The following is an 18146-nucleotide window of genomic DNA, read 5'->3' on the forward strand; positions in this document are numbered from 1 at the left end:
TCGCGCTGGTCGCGTCCCGTGCGGACGCGTGGATTGAAACGTGATGTCGATGAGGGTGAGCACGTCAGTCGGCAGCGTCACATCCCGTGCGAACTCGTGAACAGACCTCAGCCACCGCCCTCACCGCCCCTCGCGTCCCAGGCCCCGCTTCAACTCCTGCAACAGCATCACCACCTGCCGCGATGCATGGTGGCAGCGCTTGAAGGCCTGCTGCGCCTGCCGTTCGTCACCCGCTTCGGCGTGGATCACGAGGTCCGCGGCCTGCTGGTGGAAGTAACGGTGGCGGCGTTGCATCATGTCGAAGGCCGGGAGATGGCCCAGGGCGGCGCGGCCGGGGCCGTGCAGCCACTGGCCGAGTTCGGAGCAGGTGTCGTCGCGAATGGCCTCGGGGCGCAGGCGTTCGTCGCGCGCACCGTGCAGCAGGACCTGTTCCAGCCAGGACACCCACCGCGCATGGCTGGCGATGGCGGCGTCGATGTCGATCTCGGCCAGCAGCTTGGCGGCCTCGTCGCCCGCCACGACGAGCTCGCTGGCGTTGCTGTCGGGCAGCGAAGTCCAGTCGTCCAGCGCAGGCAGGCCGTCGGCCCGGGGCGGGAACAGTCGGCTGAAGAATCCCATGGTGTGCGTGAGGGTTGCAGAAAGCCGCCATCGGCCGGGCCGCCAAGGCCGCCGCAGCAGCAAGCGGAGGCGCCGGCATGCGGCCGGCACGCCGCACAGCGCCAGCGAAGAATTATCGGCGTGAACCACCGCCCAGAGCCGCCCCTTGCCCGCAGGCCTGCAGCGGATTTGACCCGCGCCGCACAATGGCCCGCATGACGACGCTTTCGCCCTCCACGCCCAATCCGTCCACCCCGCCCTCCCATGCGGAAGGCAGCACGCCCCGGCGTCCCGCGCTCTCGATGCTCGACCTGGTGGCCGTGCGCGAGGGCGGCAGCGTGGGCGATGCGCTGGCCATCGCGCTGCGCACCGCGCAGCATGCCGAATCGCTCGGTTTTCGCCGCTACTGGCTGGCGGAGCACCACAACATGCCCGGCATCGCCAGCTCGGCCACGGCCGTGCTGGTGGGCCACATCGCCGGAGGCACACGCACGATCCGCGTAGGCTCGGGCGGCATCATGCTGCCCAACCATGCGCCGCTGGTCGTGGCCGAGGCCTTCGGCACGCTCGCCGAGCTGTACCCCGGCCGCATCGACCTGGGTCTGGGCCGCGCACCGGGCACCGATGGCCCCACCATGCGCGCGCTGCGCCGCGACCGGGTGGAGACCGAGGAAGACTTCCCCCGCGACGTGGCCGAACTGCAGCGGCTGCTGGGGCCGGTGCAGCCGGGGCAGCGCCTCATCGCGGTGCCCGGTGCCGGCACCGGGGTGCCGATCTGGCTGCTGGGGTCGAGCCTGTTCTCGGCCCAGCTCGCGGCCGAGCGCGGCCTGCCCTACGCCTTCGCTTCGCACTTCGCGCCCCGGCTGCTGCACCAGGCGATCGACCTGTACCGGCGGCTGTTCCAGCCCTCGGCGGCGCTCGCGCGGCCCTACGTGGCGATCGGCGTGCCGGTGATCGCGGCGCCCACGGACGAGGAAGCCGAATACCTCGCCAGCAGCACCTACCAGCGCGTGCTGGGCATCCTGACGGGGCAGCGCGGGCTGCTCCAGCCGCCCGTGCGGGACTACGCCGCCACGCTGTCGCCGCAGGAGCGCGCGGCCATCGGCGACTTCCTCGCGGCTGGGGTGATCGGCGGGCCGGACACCGTGCATGCCGGGCTGAAGGCGCTGGCCGAGGCCACCCGGGCGGACGAATTCATCCTGGTGAGCGACGTGCACGACCCCGCGCTGCGCCTGCGGTCGCTGGAGATCGTGGCGCAGGCCAACGCCATGGCCTGACGCGGTCGGCGGCCTGACGGGGCCGCCCACCTCACCCGCTGCACCCGGAGGGCGGAGGGCGCCATCGGCAGCGGATACCATCTCATTTCCGTTGCCTTCGCGCCCACCCGATTGACCGCACCTCCGACCGATCCGCATGCCCGCCTTTTCCTTTGAAGCCCTCGATGCGCAGGGCCAGACCCGCAAAGGCACCCTCGAAGCCGACAATGCCAAGGCCGCGCGCAGCCTGCTGCGCGCCCAGGCGCTGGTGCCGCTGGCCGTGGAGGCCCTGGGCACGGGCCAGGGCGCGGGGGGCGATGGCAGTGTCTCCCTGGGGCAGAGGCTGTTCACGCGGCCGGTGTTCAGCGCCACCCGGCTGGCGATCTGGACGCGCCAGCTTGCGGGGCTGGTCTCCTCGGGCCTGCCGCTGGAGCGTGCGCTCACCGCACTGGCCGACGAGGCCGACGACGACCGCCAGCGGCACCTCGTGGCCACGCTGCGCGCCGAGGTGAACGCGGGCTCCACCTTCGCGCGGGCACTGGCGGCGCATCCGCGCGAGTTCTCGTCCATCTACTGCGCGGTGATCGGCGCGGGCGAATCGAGCGGCAACCTCGGCCTGGTACTGGAGCGGCTGGCCGATGACCTGGAGGAGCGCCAGGCACTCAAAGCCAAGCTCATCGGCGCATCGCTCTACCCCGCCATCGTGACCGGGGTTGCGATCGTGATCGTGCTTTTCCTCGTGGGCTACGTGGTGCCGCAGGTGGCCTCGGTGTTTGCGGGCACCAAGCGCGCGCTGCCGTTCCTCACCGTGGCCATGATGGCCATCTCGGATGCGGTGCGCCATTACGGCTGGGCGGCGCTCGGCGTGCTGGTGCTGGCGGCCGTCGCCGTCCGCTCGGCCCTGGCCCGGCCGCGGCTGCGCGAGAAATTCGATGCCGCCTGGCTCGGCCTGCCGTTGGTGGGGCGGCTCTCGCGCGGCTACAACGCAGCGCGTTTCACGGGCACGCTCTCCATGCTGGCCGGCGCCGGCGTGCCCATCCTGAAGGCCCTGCAGGCCGCCGCCGAAACCCTCGGCAACCGCGCCATGCGCGCCGATGCGCTGGACGCTCTGGTGCTGGTGCGCGAAGGCGCGCCGCTGGCCTCCGCGCTGGCGCAGAAGAAGCGCTTTCCCGGCCTCGTGTCGATGTTCGCGCGGCTGGGCGAGCAGACGGGCCAGTTGCCGCTGATGCTGCAGCGCGCAGCGGCGCAACTCTCCACCGAGGTGCAGCGCCGCGCGATGCAGCTCGCCACCGTGCTGGAGCCGCTGCTGATCGTGGCCATGGGCCTGATCGTGATGCTCATCGTGCTGGCGGTGCTGATGCCCATCATCCAGCTCAACCAGTTCGTGAAATAACCCCTCTGTCGGAACCCTTCGCATGCCGGTCACGCTGGAAGACAAGCTCGTCGTCGCGATCTCCTCGCGCGCGCTGTTCGACTTCGAGGAAGAGAACCGCCTGTTCGACCCCGAGCACCCGCAGGCCTACATGCAGCTGCAGCTCGACCGCCTGGGCGTGCCCGCGCGGCCGGGCGTGGCCTTCTCGCTGGTGAAGAAGCTGCTGGCCTTCAATGAACCCGGCCGCCAGCGCGTGGAGGTGGTGGTCCTCTCGCGCAACGACCCGGTGAGCGGCATGCGCATCTTCCGCTCGGCCGAGGCCGCGAGCGTGCCGCTGGAGCGCGGCGTGTTCACGCAGGGGCGCGACCCGTTCCGCTATCTGCGGCCGCTGGGTGCGCACCTGTTTCTCTCGGCCAACGAGAAGGACGTGAGCGAGGCACTGGCCCTGGGCTACCCGGCCGCGCGCGTGCTCACGGAATCGGTGCAGGCGAGCCACGCCAACCCGCACGAGGTGCGCATCGCCTTCGATGGCGATGCCGTGCTGTTCTCCGACGAGGCCGAGCGTATCTACCAGAGCGAGGGACTGGCCGCCTTCCAGCGGCACGAGACCGACAAGGTGGCCCAGCCCCTGCCCGATGGCCCTTTCAAGCCCCTGCTGGCGGCGCTGCACCGGCTCCAGCAGGCCGCCACGGGCAGCGGCACCGGCATGCGCATCCGCACCGCGCTGGTCACGGCGCGCAGCGCGCCGGCGCACGAGCGCGCCATCCAGACGCTGATGAGTTGGAACATCGCGGTGGACGAAGCCATGTTCCTGGGCGGGCTGGAAAAAGGCGGCTTCCTGCGCGAGTTCGAGCCCGATTTCTTCTTCGACGACCAGACCGGCCACGTCAACTCGGCCGCCCGCCATGTGCCCGCGGGGCATGTGGCCAGCGGGATCGCGAACGCGGCCCGCGCGGACGCGCCGGCCGCCGCCGTGCCCGCCCCTGGGATCACCGGGCCTGCATCCCAGGACCGTTGACACCGCCTTCGGCAAAGTTGTGCAAACCGCTGCAACCGCGCGTGAAACCCGGCATGGACCGATTGCAAAGGGCCGGCAGCAGGCCCATGTATGACACCATGCCGCGCATGCACCAGACCCTTTTCCACCGCGCCCCGCAGCCCAGCGCCTGCCGCGCCCCACTCCCCCAAGCCTTCAAGACCGCGCCACAGGCGCTTCCCGCGGGGCTCTGGCACCACCGGGCCCTGGCGGCGCTGCTCGCCGCAGGGGCCCTGGGATGGCTGCTGACGGCGCTCCCCGCCAACGCACAGCCAGCCGGTGCGGCCGCGCGGGCAGCGGCCTCCGCACCCGCGGAGGGCGCGAGCGCACCGCTCTCGAAAGGCGAGATCAAGGCGATGCGCGAATTCAAGATGCTGGATGCCAATGGCGACAACCGGCTCAGCCGCTCCGAGGTGGCGCTCTTCCCCCGGCTGGCCAACGCCTTCGACGACGCGGACACCAACCACGATGGCTATGTGTCGTACGAGGAGGTTCGCGCCTTTGCCGCCAAGTACCGCGCCGAGCGCGACAAAGCGAAGGCCGCTGCGGCATCGGCATCCAGCCCCGCCGGCAAGCCCCCGACGTCCGAGAAACCCTGAGACCCGCCCAAACTCCAGATGAATGTTGCCCGGGTTGCTATATTTTCAATAGCAACTCCCGGCATCTGCCTCACGTACCGCCCGTGCGCTTGACCTTGGGGTCGGAGTAGGTCACCGGATCGTTGCGGCCCTGCTGTGCCATGCGCTCCTGCAGGGTGGTCTTGTTCACCTCCTGGGCCATGTCGACCGCCATGCCGCTCGCCCGCCACATCGACTGGATGAACTCCAGCAACTGCTTGTAGATGGGCTCGGGCGGGGGTTCCTTGGCTTTCTCGGCCTCTTCCTTTTTCTTGGCCTCGGTCCAGTCGCGATTGGAGGGGTCCGCGTTGGAAGGTTTTTCGGGCTCCTTGATGGAAACCCCTTCGCCCAGCCGGTCCGTAGACTCGACGGGCGTGACGCCATTGACGGGCCGGACCGGCACGGCCCCCGAGGCACCAGTGGAATACAAATCGGCGCCCTGAGGACGCCAGTTCGGCGATCGATCGACAGGTGGCATTTGCATGGCAGATTCCATTCGTGTGCGTGGAGCGTCCGGGGGGATCCATCCCCGTCTCGTACATCCATAACGGCAAAAAGAAGGGTGAATTAAGCCCTTTTTTTGCTTTTGCACTGTTTTAAGGGTTTTCCCCTATCTATGCCATGCCATCAGGCGCCCAGCAGACGCCCCTGAAGTCGGTCTACAGGAACCTCTCCAGCAGCCGCCGGGAGGCCCGGTCGAGCGCCGCCGTGTCGGGCACGCGGAAGTGCACACCATCGGCCGAAGCGATGAGCAGGGCGCTGCGGCGGCCCAGGCGCCGGATGTCCTCCTCGGCCTTGAGCACCAGCCGCGCGGGCCCGCGATCGGTCTCCACCGTCCACGTACTGGGCGTGGTGAAACCCGATACAGCCTCGATTTTCGTGATAGTGGGCACAAACTCGCGCACGGCCAGTTCTTCCTCGATGAGCGCGCGTGCAGCCGGATCGATGCGCTCCAGATGATCGATCCACAGCAGCTCGTGGCCGTCCTGCCCCACCAGGGACAGGCCCTCGGAGGGCGCGGCGATAGGAAAGGCCCTCACCGGGGTGATGGCTTCGTGCACGGTGCCATCGGCCAGCGTGAGCACTAGCCGGCCATGGGCATTGCGCCGCAGGCCGAAGGAAATGGAAGGAACGGAGGGGTTCATCGGATTCGGGGACGGATCGGGCCGACCATGCAGGAAGTGCGAAAGCGGATCACGGCGTGCCCGCAGGATGCGAGGGATGCAGCAGCGCGCTGTCCATTACCACAAGGCCCGAGGCCTGGGCGTCCTCCTCGGCGCGGCGGGCCTGGGCTTCGTAGAGGCGCCAGTAGGCGCCCTGCTGCTCCATCAGTTCGTCGTGCGGGCCGACCTCGACGATCTCTCCCCGGTCCATCACCACGAGGCGATCGGCCTTGCGCAATGTGGAAAGCCGGTGGGCGATGGCGATGGTGGTGCGGCCCTGCACGAGGTTGTCCAGCGCCTTCTGGATCTCCTTTTCGGTTTCGGTATCGACGGCCGAGGTCGCCTCGTCGAGGATCAGGATGCGTGGGTCGATGAGCAGCGCCCGCGCGATGCTGATGCGTTGGCGCTCACCGCCCGAAAGCCCCTGGCCGCGCTCGCCCACCAGCGAGTCGTAGCCATGCGGCAAGCGCAGGATGAATTCGTGCGCGTGGGCCGCGCGGGCCGCCGCGACGATTTCCTCGCGCGTGGCGTCGGGCTTGCCGTAGGCGATGTTCTCGGCGATAGTGCCGAAAAAGAGAAACGGCTCCTGCAGCACGAGGCCGATGTGGCGGCGGTAGTCGGCCACGCGCAGGCGGCGCACGTCCACGCCATCGACCTGGATGGAGCCTTCCGTGGCATCGTAGAAGCGGCTGATGAGATTCACCAGCGTGCTCTTGCCCGAGCCGCTGTGGCCCACGAGGCCGATCATCTCGCCGGGGCGGATGTCGAGATTCAGTCCCTTGATGACGGCCCGGCTGCCATAGCGGAAGCCGAGGTTGCGCATCGCGATGGCGCCGCGCACGTGGCCCAGTTCCACGGGCTGCGCGGGGTCGGGCACGTTGCTTACGTGGTCCAGGATGTCGAAGATGCGCTTGGCGCCGGCCGCCGCCTTCTGCGTGACCGAGACGATGCGGCTCATCGAATCGAGCCGCGTGTAGAAGCGGCCGATGTAGGCGATGAACGCCGCCAGCACGCCCACCGTGATCTGGTTGCGCGCCACGAGCCAGATACCGAACGCCCAGACCACCAGCAGCCCGATCTCGGTCATCAGCGACACCGTGGGCGTGAACAGCGACCAGGTCTTGTTGAGCCGGTCGTTCACTTCCAGGTTGTGCTGGTTCGCCTCGCGGAAGCGCTGGGCCTCGCGCTTTTCCTGGGCGAAGGCCTTGACCACGCGGATGCCGGGGATGGTGTCGGCCAGCACGTTGGTCACCTCGGACCACACGCGGTCGATCTTCTCGAAGCCCGTGCGCAGGCGGTCGCGCACGTTGTGGATCAGCCACGCGATGAAGGGCAGCGGCACCAGCGTGACGAGCGCGAGCCAGGGGTTGATGGAGAACAGGATGCCCGCCGTCATCAGGATCATCAGCACGTCGTTGATGAAGTCGAGCGCATGCAAGGACAGGAAAACATTGATGCGATCCGTTTCCGAGCCGATGCGGGCCATCAGGTCACCCGTGCGCTTGCCCCCGAAATAGTCGAGCGAGAGCCGCAGCAGGTGCTCATAGGTGGTGGTGCGCAGATCGGCGCCGATGCGCTCGGAGACCAGCGCGAGGATGTAGGTGCGCGCCCAGCCCAGCCCCCAGGCCAGCAGCGCTGCCAGCAGCAGCCCGCCCAGGTAGAGCGCCACGAGGCGCACCGGGATCTGCTGGCCGTTCTGGAAGGGGATGAGGATGTCATCCATCAACGGGATGGTGAGATAGGGCGGCACCAGCGTCGCGGCGGTGGAGGCGAGCGTGAGCCCGAAGCCCGCCGCGAGCTGCTTGCGATAGGGCCGCGCGAAGCGCCACAGGCGCAGCAGCACCCAGGTGGAGGTGGGCGGCGCCTGGGTGCGGGCGCAGGCGGGGCATTCGTCGCTGTCGGGCGGAAGCACCGCGTGGCAGGCGGGGCAGCGCGGCTCGTCCTCGTCGGCCACGGCCGCGCCATCGCCCCCGGGTCGCTGCAGGCGGTCGATCTGCTGCTCGAACTTCTGGGCAAACCGCAGGGCCTGCGCGTGCGTGCCGAGCGTGAAGCGCCAGAACGCGATGCGCCGCTCGGCGTCCTGCAGCTCCAGCGTGCCGACGCCGCCATGGTCGAGCAGCCGCAGCGCCATGCCCGCCGCCAGCGGCCACTCCTGCACCTGGCCGTCGGCATCGCGCGCGAGCAGCCGCGTGCCGGTGAGGGCCAGCAGCCCCGGCGCGAAGCGCAGCGCGGCGCTCAGGTCAACCTCAAGCGCGGCTGTTACGTTTTCGTGGGGAGCGAGTCTCGCCCGCAGTTCGGCCCCGGCAGGGCCCGTCAAGACACCGGAGGCGTCCACAGGATGGTGATTTTGCATTTTGGTTGGTTGTTCCGTCCCCGGCGGCCCGGGAAGCCAGCCCGTGTGCTGGCAGGCATTGTCCCCGAAGCATCGGGCAGCCGGTCGGCATCGCCGTCTAACGCGGCCGCGGCCCTCCACGCTGACAGCGACCGCCCCGCAGGCGGCTAGCGCCCCGCAAAGCTGGCGCACAATCCCCCCGACATCCCCGCATCGGCCCCGGCGGCCTCCGTTTCCTTTACGCTGCACCCCATGGCGACGACATTCCCCGACATCCAATTGCTGCGCATCAACTACCTGCGCGGCCCCAACATCTGGACGTACCGCCCGGTGCTCGAAGTCTGGCTGGACCTCGGCGCGCTGGAAGACCATCCGTCCAACACCCTTCCGGGCTTCAACGAGCGCCTCACGCGCTGGCTGCCCGCGCTCATCGAGCACCACTGCGGCGTGGGCGAGCGCGGCGGCTTCCTGCAGCGGCTGGAGGGCGGCACCTGGTGCGGCCACGTGCTGGAGCACATCGTGATCGAGCTGCTCAACCTCTCGGGCATGCCCACGGGCTTCGGACAGACGCGCAGCACCAGCCAGCGCGGCGTGTACCGGATGGTGTTCCGCGCCCGCGACGAGCGCGTGGCACGCGTGGCGCTGGAGCAGGGCCACCGGCTCATCATGGCCGCCATCAACGACCAGCCCTTCGACGTCGCCGCCGCCGTGGCGCGCGTGCGCACCGAAGTGGACGACCAGTACCTCGGCCCCAGCACCGCCTGCATCGTCACGGCCGCGACCGACCGGGGCATCCCGCACATCCGGCTCAACGACGGCAATCTCGTGCAGCTGGGCTACGGCGCGGCGCAGCGCCGCATCTGGACAGCCGAGAGCGAGTTCACGAGCGCGATCGCCGAGGGCATCGCGAGCGACAAGGACCTCACCAAGAGCCTGCTGCAATCGTGCGGCGTGCCGGTGCCCGAGGGGCAGATCGTCAACAGCCCCGAGGAAGCCTGGGAAGCCGCGCAGGACATCGGCCTGCCCGTGGTGGTGAAGCCCTCGGACGGCAACCACGGCCGGGGCGTGACGCTGGACCTGCGCCGGCGCGAGGACATCGAGGCCGCCTACCACGCCGCCTATCCCGAGGGCAGCGACGTGATCGTGGAGCGCTTCATCCCCGGCGACGAGCACCGCCTGCTGGTGGTCGGCGGCCGCGTGGTGGCCGCAGCGCGCGGCGAGGTGGTGAGCATCACCGGCAACGGTCGCTCCACCGTGCAGGAACTGATCGACGCACAGCTCAACTCCGACCCGCGCCGGGGCTACGAGGAGGAATACCCGCTGGAGCTGATCGACGTGGCCGCCAACACGGCCGTGCAGCTCGAACTGAAGCGCCAGGACCTCACCGCCGCCTCCGTGCCCGAGGCCGGGCGGCAGGTGGTGGTGCAGCGCAACGGCAACGTGGCCGTTGATTGCACGGACGACGTGCACCCCGAGGTGGCCTACACCGCGGCCCTGGCCGCGAAGGTGGTGGGCCTGGACATCGCGGGCATCGACCTCGTGGCGCAGGACATAGCCCGCCCGCTGCAGGAGCAGGGCGGCGCCATCGTCGAAGTGAACGCCGGCCCCGGCCTGCTCATGCACCTCAAGCCCGCCATCGGCGCGCCCCGCCCGGTGGGGCAGGCGATCGCCGAGCACCTCTTCCCCGCCCCCGACGATGCGCCCGAGGGCACCATCGGCCGCGTTCCGCTGGTGGGCGTGGCCGGCACGCGCGGCACGGCGACCATCGCGCGCGTGGTGGCCTGGCTCATGCACCTAGGCGGGCGCCACACGGGCCTCGCCTGCCGCGAGGGCCTGTTCCTCGACCGCCGCTGCGTGGACCGGACCGACAGCGCGCACTGGGAGGCCGCCCACCGCCTGCTCATGAACCAGATGGTGCAGGCTGCGGTGATCGAGAACGACGCGCGCACCATCCTGCGCGACGGCCTCGCCTACGACCGCTGCCAGGTGGGCGTGGTGACCGACATGGACGGCAAGGACGATCTGGCCGAGTTCGACGTGTCCGAGCAGGAGCAGATGTACAAGGTGATGCGCACGCAGGTGGACGTGGTGCTGCCCGGCGGCGCGGCCGTGCTCAACGCCGCGGAGCCCCAGGTGCTGGAGCTGGCGCCCCTGTCCGACGGCGCCGTGGTGCTGTATGCACAGGACGGCGCGCTGCCGGCCATCGCCGAGCACCGCGCCCGGGATGGCGGCCGCGCCGTGTTCGTGAAGAACGGCCGCGTGGTGCTGGCCACGGGCTCGGCGGAACACGTGCTGGCCCCGCTGGCCGACCTCACCTTCGGCCGCAACGCCGTGCAGACCGACGCCGACACGCTGCTGGCCATCGTGGCCACCGCCTGGGCCATGGAGATCGCGCCCGACCTGATCGGCGCGGGCATCAAGACCTTCGAGCCCGAGCCGCCCTGCCCTCCCGCCGCCGGGCCGTTGTCCTCCGTTTGAGCGCCGCCTGAGCGCCGCGCGCATCCCTCCCCGACACCGCAAGAGAACCCAAGAGAGCACTTTCCCCATGGACGTATCCCGCATCCGGGCCCTGCGCGGTCCCAACCTCTGGAGCCGCCACACTTCCATCGAAGCCGTCGTCTCGTGCAGCGAGAGCGAACGCGCGATGGGCCAGATCGCCGGCTTCGAAGCCCGCCTGCGGGCCCTGTTCCCGGCCGTGGGCGTGCTGCACCCCGAGGGCGGCGAGAGCGACATCTCGCTGGCCCACGTGCTGCAGACCGCCGCGCTGGCGCTGCAGGCCCAGGCCGGCTGCCCCGTGAGCTTCAGCCGCACCTCGGCCACGGTCGATGCGGGCGTGTACCAGGTGGTGGTGGAGTACAGCGAAGAAGCCGTGGGACGGCAGGCCTTCGCCGATGCGCAGGCCCTCGTCGAGGCGGCCCTGAACCACACCCCCTTCGACGCCGACGCGGCCATCGCCCGCCTGCGCGAGCTGGACGAGGACGAGCGCCTGGGCCCGAGCACCGGCTCCATCGTCGATGCCGCCGTGGCGCGCGGCATTCCCTTCCGCCGGCTCACGCGCGGCAGCCTCGTGCAGTTCGGCTGGGGCTCCAAGCAGCGGCGCATCCAGGCCGCCGAGGTCGATTCGACCAGCGCCGTGGCCGAGTCGATCGCCCAGGACAAAGACCTCACCAAACGCCTGCTGCACGCCGCCGGCGTGCCGGTGCCGCTGGGCAAGCCGGTCGAGACCCTGGACGAGGCCTGGGAGGTCGCGCTCAAGGTGGGCCTGCCCGTGGTGGTGAAGCCCCAGGACGGCAACCAGGGCAAGGGCGTGACGGTGAACATCACCGAGCGCGCGCAACTCGATGAAGCCTTCCGCACCGCGGCCGAGTACGGCACGGTGATGGTGGAGCGCTTCCTGCCCGGCCATGATTTCCGCCTGCTCGTGGTGGGCGACCAGCTCGTGGCCGCCGCGCGCCGCGAGCCGCCCCAGGTGCTGGGCGACGGCGAGCGCACGGTGCGCGAGCTGGTGTACCTGGTCAACCTCGACCCGCGCCGCGGCGAGGGCCACGCCACTTCGCTCACCAAGATCCGGCTGGACGACATCGCCGTGGCCCGCCTCGCGGCCCAGGGCCTCACGCCCGACTCCGTGCCGCCCAAGGGCCAGCGCGTGATCCTGCGCAACAACGCCAACCTCTCCACCGGCGGCACCGCCACCGACGTGACCGACGACGTGCACCCCGACGTGGCCGCGCGCGCCGTGGCCGCCGCGCAGATGGTGGGCCTGCACATCTGCGGCGTGGACATGGTGGCCGAGACCGTGCACCGGCCCCTGGAGGAGCAGGGCGGCGGCTTCGTCGAGGTGAATGCCGCGCCGGGCCTGCGCATGCACCTCTCGCCCAGCTACGGCAAGCCGCGCAACGTCGGCCAGGCGATGGTGGACAAGCTCTTCGCCCAGGGCCAGGACGGCCGCATCCCCACGGTGGCCGTCACCGGCACCAACGGCAAGACCACCACGGCACGGCTCATCGCGCACCTGTTCTCGGCGCAGGGCCTGCGCGTGGGCATGACCAACACCGACGGCGTGTACGTGAACGGCCGCCAGATCGACAGCGGCGACTGCTCGGGCCCGCGCAGCGCGCGCAACGTGCTGCTGCACCCCGAGGTGGACGCGGCCGTGTTCGAGACCGCGCGCGGCGGCATCCTGCGCGAGGGGCTGGGCTTCGACCGTTGCTCGGTGGCCGTGGTGACCAACATCGGCGCGGGCGACCACCTGGGGCTGAACTACATCAGCACGGTGGACGAGCTCGCGGTGCTCAAGCGGGTGATCGTGCAGAACGTCGCGCCCGAGGGCTATGCCGTGCTCAACGCCGCCGACCCCATCGTCGCGGCCATGGCCTCGGCGACCCCCGGCAAGGTGATCTACTTCGCGAGCGACCGCCACCATCCCGTGATGGCCACGCACCGCGCGCAGGGCCACCGCTCGGTGTACGTGGACGGCGAATCCATCGTCGCGGCCGAGGGCTCGTGGCGCGAGACGATCCACCTGCGCGACGTGCCCATCACCCGCAACGGCAGAATCGGCTTCCAGGTCGAGAACGTGATGGCCGCCGTGGCCGCCGCCTGGGGCGCGGGCTTGCCCTGGCAGACCATCCGCCGCGGCCTCTCGGGCTTCGTGAACGACAGCGACAACGCGCCGGGCCGCTTCAACGTGATGGACTTCCGTGGCGCGACGGTGATCGCCGACTACGGCCACAACCCCGACGCCATGCGCGCGCTGGTGCAGGCCGTGGATGCCCTGCCGGCCCAGCGGCGCGGCGTGGTCATCAGCGGCGCGGGCGACCGGCGCGACGAGGACATCCGCGAGCAGACCGTGATCCTGGGCGCCGCCTTCGACGACGTGATCCTCTACCAGGACGCGGCCCAGCGCGGCCGCGCCGACGGCGAGGTGATGGCGCTGCTGCGCGAAGGCCTCGCGAACGCATCGCGCACGAAGCACGTCGAGGAGATCCGGGGCGAGTTCACCGCGATCGACGCCGCGCTGGACCGGCTCCAGCCCGGCGACCTGTGCCTGGTGCTGGTGGACCAGGTGGAGGAGGCGCTGGCCCACCTGGCCCGCCGCTGCGCCGAGGGCGACGGGGCCGCGGCATGACGGCGCGCGGCCTGCCGCGCACGGGCCGCCATGCGCTGGCGCTCGGCCTGGCCTGCGCGGCGGCCCTCGCCGGCGCGGCCCAGGGCGAGAAGATCGGCACCGTCGATACGGCCTTCCAGTGGATCGGGCGCGACCACGACATCATCGTGGAGGCCTATGACGACCCTGCCGTCGAAGGCGTGACCTGCTACGTCTCGCGCGCCCGCAAGGGCGGCATCAAGGGCACGCTGGGGCTGGCGGAAGACCGCGCCGAAGCCTCCATCGCCTGCCGGCAGGTCGGGCCGATCCGCTTCACGCAGCCCCCGCTGAAGCAGCAGGAAGAAGTGTTCAACGAACGCATGTCGCTGCTCTTCAAGCGGCTGCGCATCGTGCGCATGGTGGACGCGCAGCGCAACACGCTGGTCTATCTCACCTATTCCGACAAGCTCATCGACGGCTCGCCCCAGAACAGCGTCACGGCCGTGCCCGTGGACCGGGCCACGCCGATCCCCCTGCGCAAGTAGCCCGCTTTCCCGCGGCACGGAATCCCCTCCGGCCCCGACTGGGTCGTCCCAGGCAAAAAGAAACCCGCCGAAGCGGGTTAACAGCAGCCTTCAATTGGGAGGGAGGGAGGGAGAAGAGACGAAGACTGCCGAGCCCCTAATGTGCCCGCGATGACTTAGACGATTCTTAAAGCCCGTCGCGTTGGCGCACCGGGGATCGGCCCCTGCCCTGTTCCCTCCCGCTCAGCCCCGTTCAGGACTGCCCGGCGATCTGCCGCAGCGCCTGCTCGAAGACCTCGGGCGGCTGGCCGCCCTGGATCAGGTGGCGGTCGTTGACGATGACCGCCGGCACGGAATGGATGCCATGCTGCTGGTAGAGCGCCTCGAGTTCGCGCACCGCATCGGCGTACTGGCCAGAGGCCAGCACCTGGGCCGCGCGGCGCGCGTCGAGCCCGGCGCCGGCAGCGAGGCGTTCGAGCAGGGCATGGTCGCCAGGGTCGTTGCCGTCCGTGAAATAGGCGCGGAAGAGCGCATGCTTGAGCGCCGCCTGCGCCCGCGGGCCGCCCTCCTCGCCCGCCCAGTGCAGCAGGCGGTGCGCATCGAAGGTGTTGTAGATGCGGCTGCGCCGGTCCATGTTGAACGCGAAGCCGAGCGCGGCGCCCCGCTCGGCGATCGCCTGCTGCGTCTGGGCCAGTTGCTCGGGCGAGGCGCCGTATTTCTCGGCCAGGTGCTCGCCGATGTCCTGCCCGCCCGCCTCCATCCGGGGATTGAGCTCGAACGGCTGGAAATGCACCGTGGCCTCGACGGTGCCGCCCAGGGCATGCAGCGCCCGCTCCAGGGACTGCAGGCCGATGGCGCACCAGGGGCACGAGACATCGGAGACGAAATCGATCTTGAGGGACGTCGCGGCGGACGGGGAAGCGGTCATGAAGGAGTCTCCTGGGAATAAGAGGTGGGCAAAGCGCCAGCGACCCGGGGCACCCCCCGGCCGGGTACGGCGGCAGCATCTCACGCTTCGCCGGACGGCACTCTACCTCCCTGCAATCCCATCGACAGGTTGCGGGAAAGCGCCTTCACGCCATCGACCAGGGTTTCCGCGATCGCCGAGGAATACTGGCCGCCCGCCACCCCCCTGCCCGTCTCGGAGAGCGTGGCCATGGCGTTCGCCATGGCGGCATCGCGCAGATGGTGCATCGATGACTGGCGCACCAACGCCCAGCGGGTGGCCGCGGAAGCCTGCGGCGCCGGGTCCGGCTCGCCCTGCGCCGAGGCATCCGGCGGCTGCGGAACGGCCCTCCTCGCGGCAGCCATGCTCATGGTGCCCCACTGCGCCAGGGTCACGGTGACCATCCACGCCAATTGCAGGGCCACGGCATGCTTCGGCGATATGTCCTTCAGCTCGCCATAGACCATCTCGCCCAGCAATTCGCTGGTCAGCTGGGCGCCGTCGAGCGACACCAGCGCCTGCGCGATGCGGGCCACCGCCTCCTGGTCATTGCGCTCCCGGAGTTGCTCCGCCAGGCGGGACGCCAGGGCCGCGAGCGGCCCGGCCACCACCTCCAGGCGCCGCACCGGCTCAGCCAGGGACGGCATCCGCAGCAAGGCATCCGCCATCGCGATGGTCCATTCCGGATGGGCCCGCATCTGGTGGCTCAGCCAGGCGGCATGGCCGGACAGGTGCCGCGCCACCGTTCCCCACAACGCCGCATTGGGCGTGAGCAGATGCAATCCCCAGGACAGGGCCTGGCCCATCCGCCGCCCGGAAGGCGCGGCGGCCGGGGCATCGGCGGCCACCGGCCTGGCCTCCTGGGGCCGGGGAAGGCCCCGCGTGGAGCGCGGCGGCAGGCTGCCCGAAGGCGCCTCCTTCGCGGCCGTTGCGGACCGCTCGGGGATGTCGTGCGACTGCGGCCGCTGGCGCGATGTCCGCGCAGGGCGTGGAGGCTGCGCGGGCCCTGGGGAGGGGGCCGCGCTCTGCGCGCCCGGAGCGGGAAGGGAATGGCTGCGGCGCAGGGCCGCGCCGGAGGAAAGCGAAGAGGGCATCGGAAGGTCGTCTGCTGCGTGGCAGGATGGCCGGGAGCGCACGGAACCGCCGCAACGCGCGGTCGCCATGCATCTGTGCATCCTTCTCGATGGTCTCCCAACCTCGGAGCCCGATTTCACCCCTCCCGGGACGGCGCAGCGGAGCACGCGCGAAATCTTGCCGAAGCATGCGAACACCGACCGTCACGGCTTGCGATTCGATTTGCTACTTTATTGATAGCAAACAAGTCAGATTTCATGGCGACATGGAGCCTCTTTCACCCCGAAACCATGCCCCAGGGCCTGTCCGGCGAGGCTCACGCGCCCTGGGCCGCCGCGCGGGCCGGCGCCCGGCGGAAAGGGGCCGCATCGCGGTGGTCCCTCCCCGCGGGGACGGGTGGCGCGCCGTCCTCCGGAGATCCGTCGGTGGACAGCGCCAGCGGCGAATGCCGCGGCCACCGCAGGCCGCGCGAGGGGTCTTCCTCAGCCCGGGCGCGGATCCGGGGGGCCTGGGATTGCACATTGCCGAAGATCGTCGCAATGGCCACGTCGGCCGCGTCGCGCCCGGTGGCCAGCCGCACCATGCCCATGGGGATGGCCGTGCCCGAGGGGTCGAACACGTACCAGCGGCCGCCGAGGAAGGCCTCGACGTAGGCATGGAAATCCGGCGGGCCGAGCGCGGGATCGGCGCCGTAGTCGGTGCCTGTCGCCATGCGCGCGGGAATGTTCGCCGCGCGGCACAGCGCGATCATGAGGTGCGCGAAATCGCGGCACACGCCGACGCGCTCCACGAAGGTGTCGAGCGCGGACGTGGTGGAGGTGGACGTGTTGGGCCGGAAGGCCACGTGGCCGCGCACCCAGTCGCAGATGGCCTGCACGCGGCCATAGCCCGGCCGCAGGTGGCCGAACTCGCGCGCGGCCAGCGTCACCAGCCGGTCGGACTGGCAATAGCGGCTCGGCAGGACGTAGTCCAGCACCTCGGGCGGCAGCTCGCCCACGGGCACCTCGGGGATGCGCGCGGGATCGGCCGCGTGGTGCGCCATGTCCACCGTCGCGGCATAGGCCAGCGCGAGCGGGCCGGGCGCGGCGTGCAGCCGGAGGCGGCGCGTGCCGGTGGCGGGGTCGGTGTGCAGCTGGGTCGCGGCGGGCGGCTCGATCGCCAGGCGCTCGTCCAGCACGTCCTGGCAGGCGGTCCGCGCCGCGTGGATGTTGAAGACGAAATCCGCGCCGGGCCCGTCGTGCACCAGGTATTCCAATTCCACCTGGAGCTTGATGCGAATCATGGGTTGGTGTGCTGGGAGTGAATGGACGGGGGACGATGTGGCGGGGCCCGTGGCGCCGTGGCCGCTTTCGCCGGGCCAAGCCAGTATCCGGAGCCATGCCCCGCGCGGGCTGTCAGCGGACAGCGCATTCCCGCGCAAGCGGCCAGGCGCGGCCCGGCCAATGCGTCCTTGTCCTACACCCTCGCGGCAGGGTTCGGAAAATGATGCGCGCTTTGATCCGGCAGCAAACGCCCCCTCAAGGACCGATCTCCATGCCCCTGGCCCTCGCCTCCCCGCGCCCCGGCGCACCCGGCATCTCCACGGCTCCCATGGCGCCGGGCCCGGCGGGCGGCGGGCCCCCGGTGGATGCTGGCATGATGCAGCCCCCAGGCACACTACCGCGCCACGCAGCGGCCGGCGGCCCGGACCTGGCCCCGGGCGCCGCCCCTTCCTTCTTTCATCCGTCCATCGACCCCCTCACCCGGACAGCCCCCAGCATGACCCCCTTGCGCATCCTGTACGTGGAGGACAACGCCGAACTCCGCGAAACCATCGGCATGCTGCTGGAAGGGGAGGACCGCGATGTCACGTCCTGCGCCACCGCCGAGGAAGCGCTGGCGCTGGATGCGCCCCGGCCCTTCGACATCGTGGTGACCGACGTGAGCCTGCCGGGCATGTCCGGCACCGACCTGTGCCGGCGCCTGCTGGCCGGCGACCCGGGGCGCTGGATCGTGCTGTGCTCGGGCTACCAGTTCAGCCACGGGCTCGACACCCTGGGCCCGAACGTGCGCGCGCTGCTCAAGCCCTTCGAGCTGGAGGACATGGAGGCGCTGATGGATTCGATCCGCAGCGCCCTGCGCGGACCCGCCTGAGCCCGCCCCC

15 protein-coding genes are annotated in these 18146 nt (G+C 70.6%); 8 read left to right on the top strand and 7 right to left on the bottom strand.

The window, feature by feature from the left end:
• Nucleotides 1–120: 120 nt before the first annotated feature.
• Nucleotides 121–618: a CZB domain-containing protein gene (locus tag AX018_RS10905; RefSeq protein WP_111877313.1), complete on the bottom strand. Its 498-nt coding sequence runs from the start codon at nucleotides 616–618 to the stop codon at nucleotides 121–123.
• A gap of 194 nt (nucleotides 619–812) precedes the next feature.
• Between AX018_RS10905 and AX018_RS10910 the strand changes: the two genes are divergently transcribed.
• The 4 genes from AX018_RS10910 (at nucleotide 813) to AX018_RS10925 (ending at nucleotide 4860) form a co-directional block, all read left to right on the top strand.
• Complete coding sequence (locus AX018_RS10910; RefSeq protein WP_415842058.1) at nucleotides 813–1874, top strand: LLM class flavin-dependent oxidoreductase; 1062 nt, start codon at nucleotides 813–815, stop codon at nucleotides 1872–1874.
• A gap of 136 nt (nucleotides 1875–2010) precedes the next feature.
• The gene (gene gspF / locus AX018_RS10915; protein ID WP_111877315.1) at nucleotides 2011–3246 is read left to right on the top strand and encodes a type II secretion system inner membrane protein GspF; all 1236 of its coding nucleotides are present in this window, start codon (nucleotides 2011–2013) and stop codon (nucleotides 3244–3246) included.
• A gap of 22 nt (nucleotides 3247–3268) precedes the next feature.
• Nucleotides 3269–4243 (top strand): 5'-nucleotidase, encoded by a 975-nt coding sequence (locus AX018_RS10920; RefSeq protein ID WP_111877316.1) that lies wholly within the window; start codon nucleotides 3269–3271, stop codon nucleotides 4241–4243.
• Nucleotides 4244–4350: 107 nt separating this feature from the next.
• Nucleotides 4351–4860 (top strand): EF-hand domain-containing protein, encoded by a 510-nt coding sequence (locus AX018_RS10925; RefSeq protein WP_111877347.1) that lies wholly within the window; start codon nucleotides 4351–4353, stop codon nucleotides 4858–4860.
• A 70-nt stretch (nucleotides 4861–4930) separates the two neighbouring features.
• Here the strand turns inward: AX018_RS10925 and AX018_RS10930 are convergent, their stop codons facing one another.
• The 3 genes from AX018_RS10930 to AX018_RS10940 all read right to left on the bottom strand — a co-directional run bounded on the left by AX018_RS10930 (nucleotide 4931) and on the right by AX018_RS10940 (nucleotide 8394).
• Nucleotides 4931–5362 carry a hypothetical protein gene (locus AX018_RS10930; protein ID WP_111877348.1) on the bottom strand — a complete coding sequence of 144 codons (432 nt, stop codon included), beginning with the start codon at nucleotides 5360–5362 and terminating at the stop codon, nucleotides 4931–4933.
• 175 nt (nucleotides 5363–5537) lie between these two features.
• On the bottom strand, nucleotides 5538–6023 hold the full coding sequence (locus AX018_RS10935) for a cyanophycin metabolism-associated DUF1854 family protein (RefSeq protein WP_111877317.1): 486 nt from the start codon (nucleotides 6021–6023) through the stop codon (nucleotides 5538–5540).
• 49 nt (nucleotides 6024–6072) lie between these two features.
• On the bottom strand, nucleotides 6073–8394 hold the full coding sequence (locus AX018_RS10940; protein WP_111877318.1) for a cyanophycin metabolism-associated ABC transporter: 2322 nt from the start codon (nucleotides 8392–8394) through the stop codon (nucleotides 6073–6075).
• Nucleotides 8395–8625: 231 nt separating this feature from the next.
• Between AX018_RS10940 and AX018_RS10945 the strand changes: the two genes are divergently transcribed.
• The 3 genes from AX018_RS10945 to AX018_RS10955 all read left to right on the top strand — a co-directional run bounded on the left by AX018_RS10945 (nucleotide 8626) and on the right by AX018_RS10955 (nucleotide 14004).
• Nucleotides 8626–10851 (top strand): cyanophycin synthetase, encoded by a 2226-nt coding sequence (locus AX018_RS10945; protein WP_111877319.1) that lies wholly within the window; start codon nucleotides 8626–8628, stop codon nucleotides 10849–10851.
• Between the two features lie 67 nt (nucleotides 10852–10918).
• Nucleotides 10919–13501 carry a cyanophycin synthetase gene (gene cphA / locus AX018_RS10950; RefSeq protein ID WP_111877320.1) on the top strand — a complete coding sequence of 861 codons (2583 nt, stop codon included), beginning with the start codon at nucleotides 10919–10921 and terminating at the stop codon, nucleotides 13499–13501.
• The gene (locus AX018_RS10955; RefSeq protein ID WP_111877321.1) at nucleotides 13498–14004 is read left to right on the top strand and encodes a CreA family protein; all 507 of its coding nucleotides are present in this window, start codon (nucleotides 13498–13500) and stop codon (nucleotides 14002–14004) included. The genes cphA and AX018_RS10955 overlap by 4 nt, the downstream gene beginning before the upstream one ends.
• A 232-nt stretch (nucleotides 14005–14236) precedes the next feature.
• Here the strand turns inward: AX018_RS10955 and AX018_RS10960 are convergent, their stop codons facing one another.
• The 3 genes from AX018_RS10960 to AX018_RS10970 form a co-directional block, all read right to left on the bottom strand.
• Entirely contained in the window at nucleotides 14237–14911 is a 675-nt protein-coding gene (locus tag AX018_RS10960; RefSeq protein WP_111877322.1) for a DsbA family oxidoreductase, read from the bottom strand.
• Nucleotides 14912–14991: 80 nt separating this feature from the next.
• Nucleotides 14992–16023, bottom strand: coding sequence for a hypothetical protein (locus AX018_RS10965; RefSeq protein WP_146749291.1), 1032 nt, complete (start codon nucleotides 16021–16023; stop codon nucleotides 14992–14994).
• A 296-nt stretch (nucleotides 16024–16319) separates the two neighbouring features.
• Complete coding sequence (locus AX018_RS10970) at nucleotides 16320–17285, bottom strand: transglutaminase-like domain-containing protein (protein WP_111877324.1); 966 nt, start codon at nucleotides 17283–17285, stop codon at nucleotides 16320–16322.
• A gap of 485 nt (nucleotides 17286–17770) precedes the next feature.
• Between AX018_RS10970 and AX018_RS10975 the strand changes: the two genes are divergently transcribed.
• Nucleotides 17771–18136 (top strand): response regulator, encoded by a 366-nt coding sequence (locus tag AX018_RS10975; RefSeq protein WP_170146231.1) that lies wholly within the window; start codon nucleotides 17771–17773, stop codon nucleotides 18134–18136.
• Nucleotides 18137–18146 lie beyond the last annotated feature (10 nt).

Source organism: Paracidovorax anthurii, assembly GCF_003269065.1.
Taxonomy (GTDB): domain Bacteria; phylum Pseudomonadota; class Gammaproteobacteria; order Burkholderiales; family Burkholderiaceae_C; genus Paracidovorax; species Paracidovorax anthurii.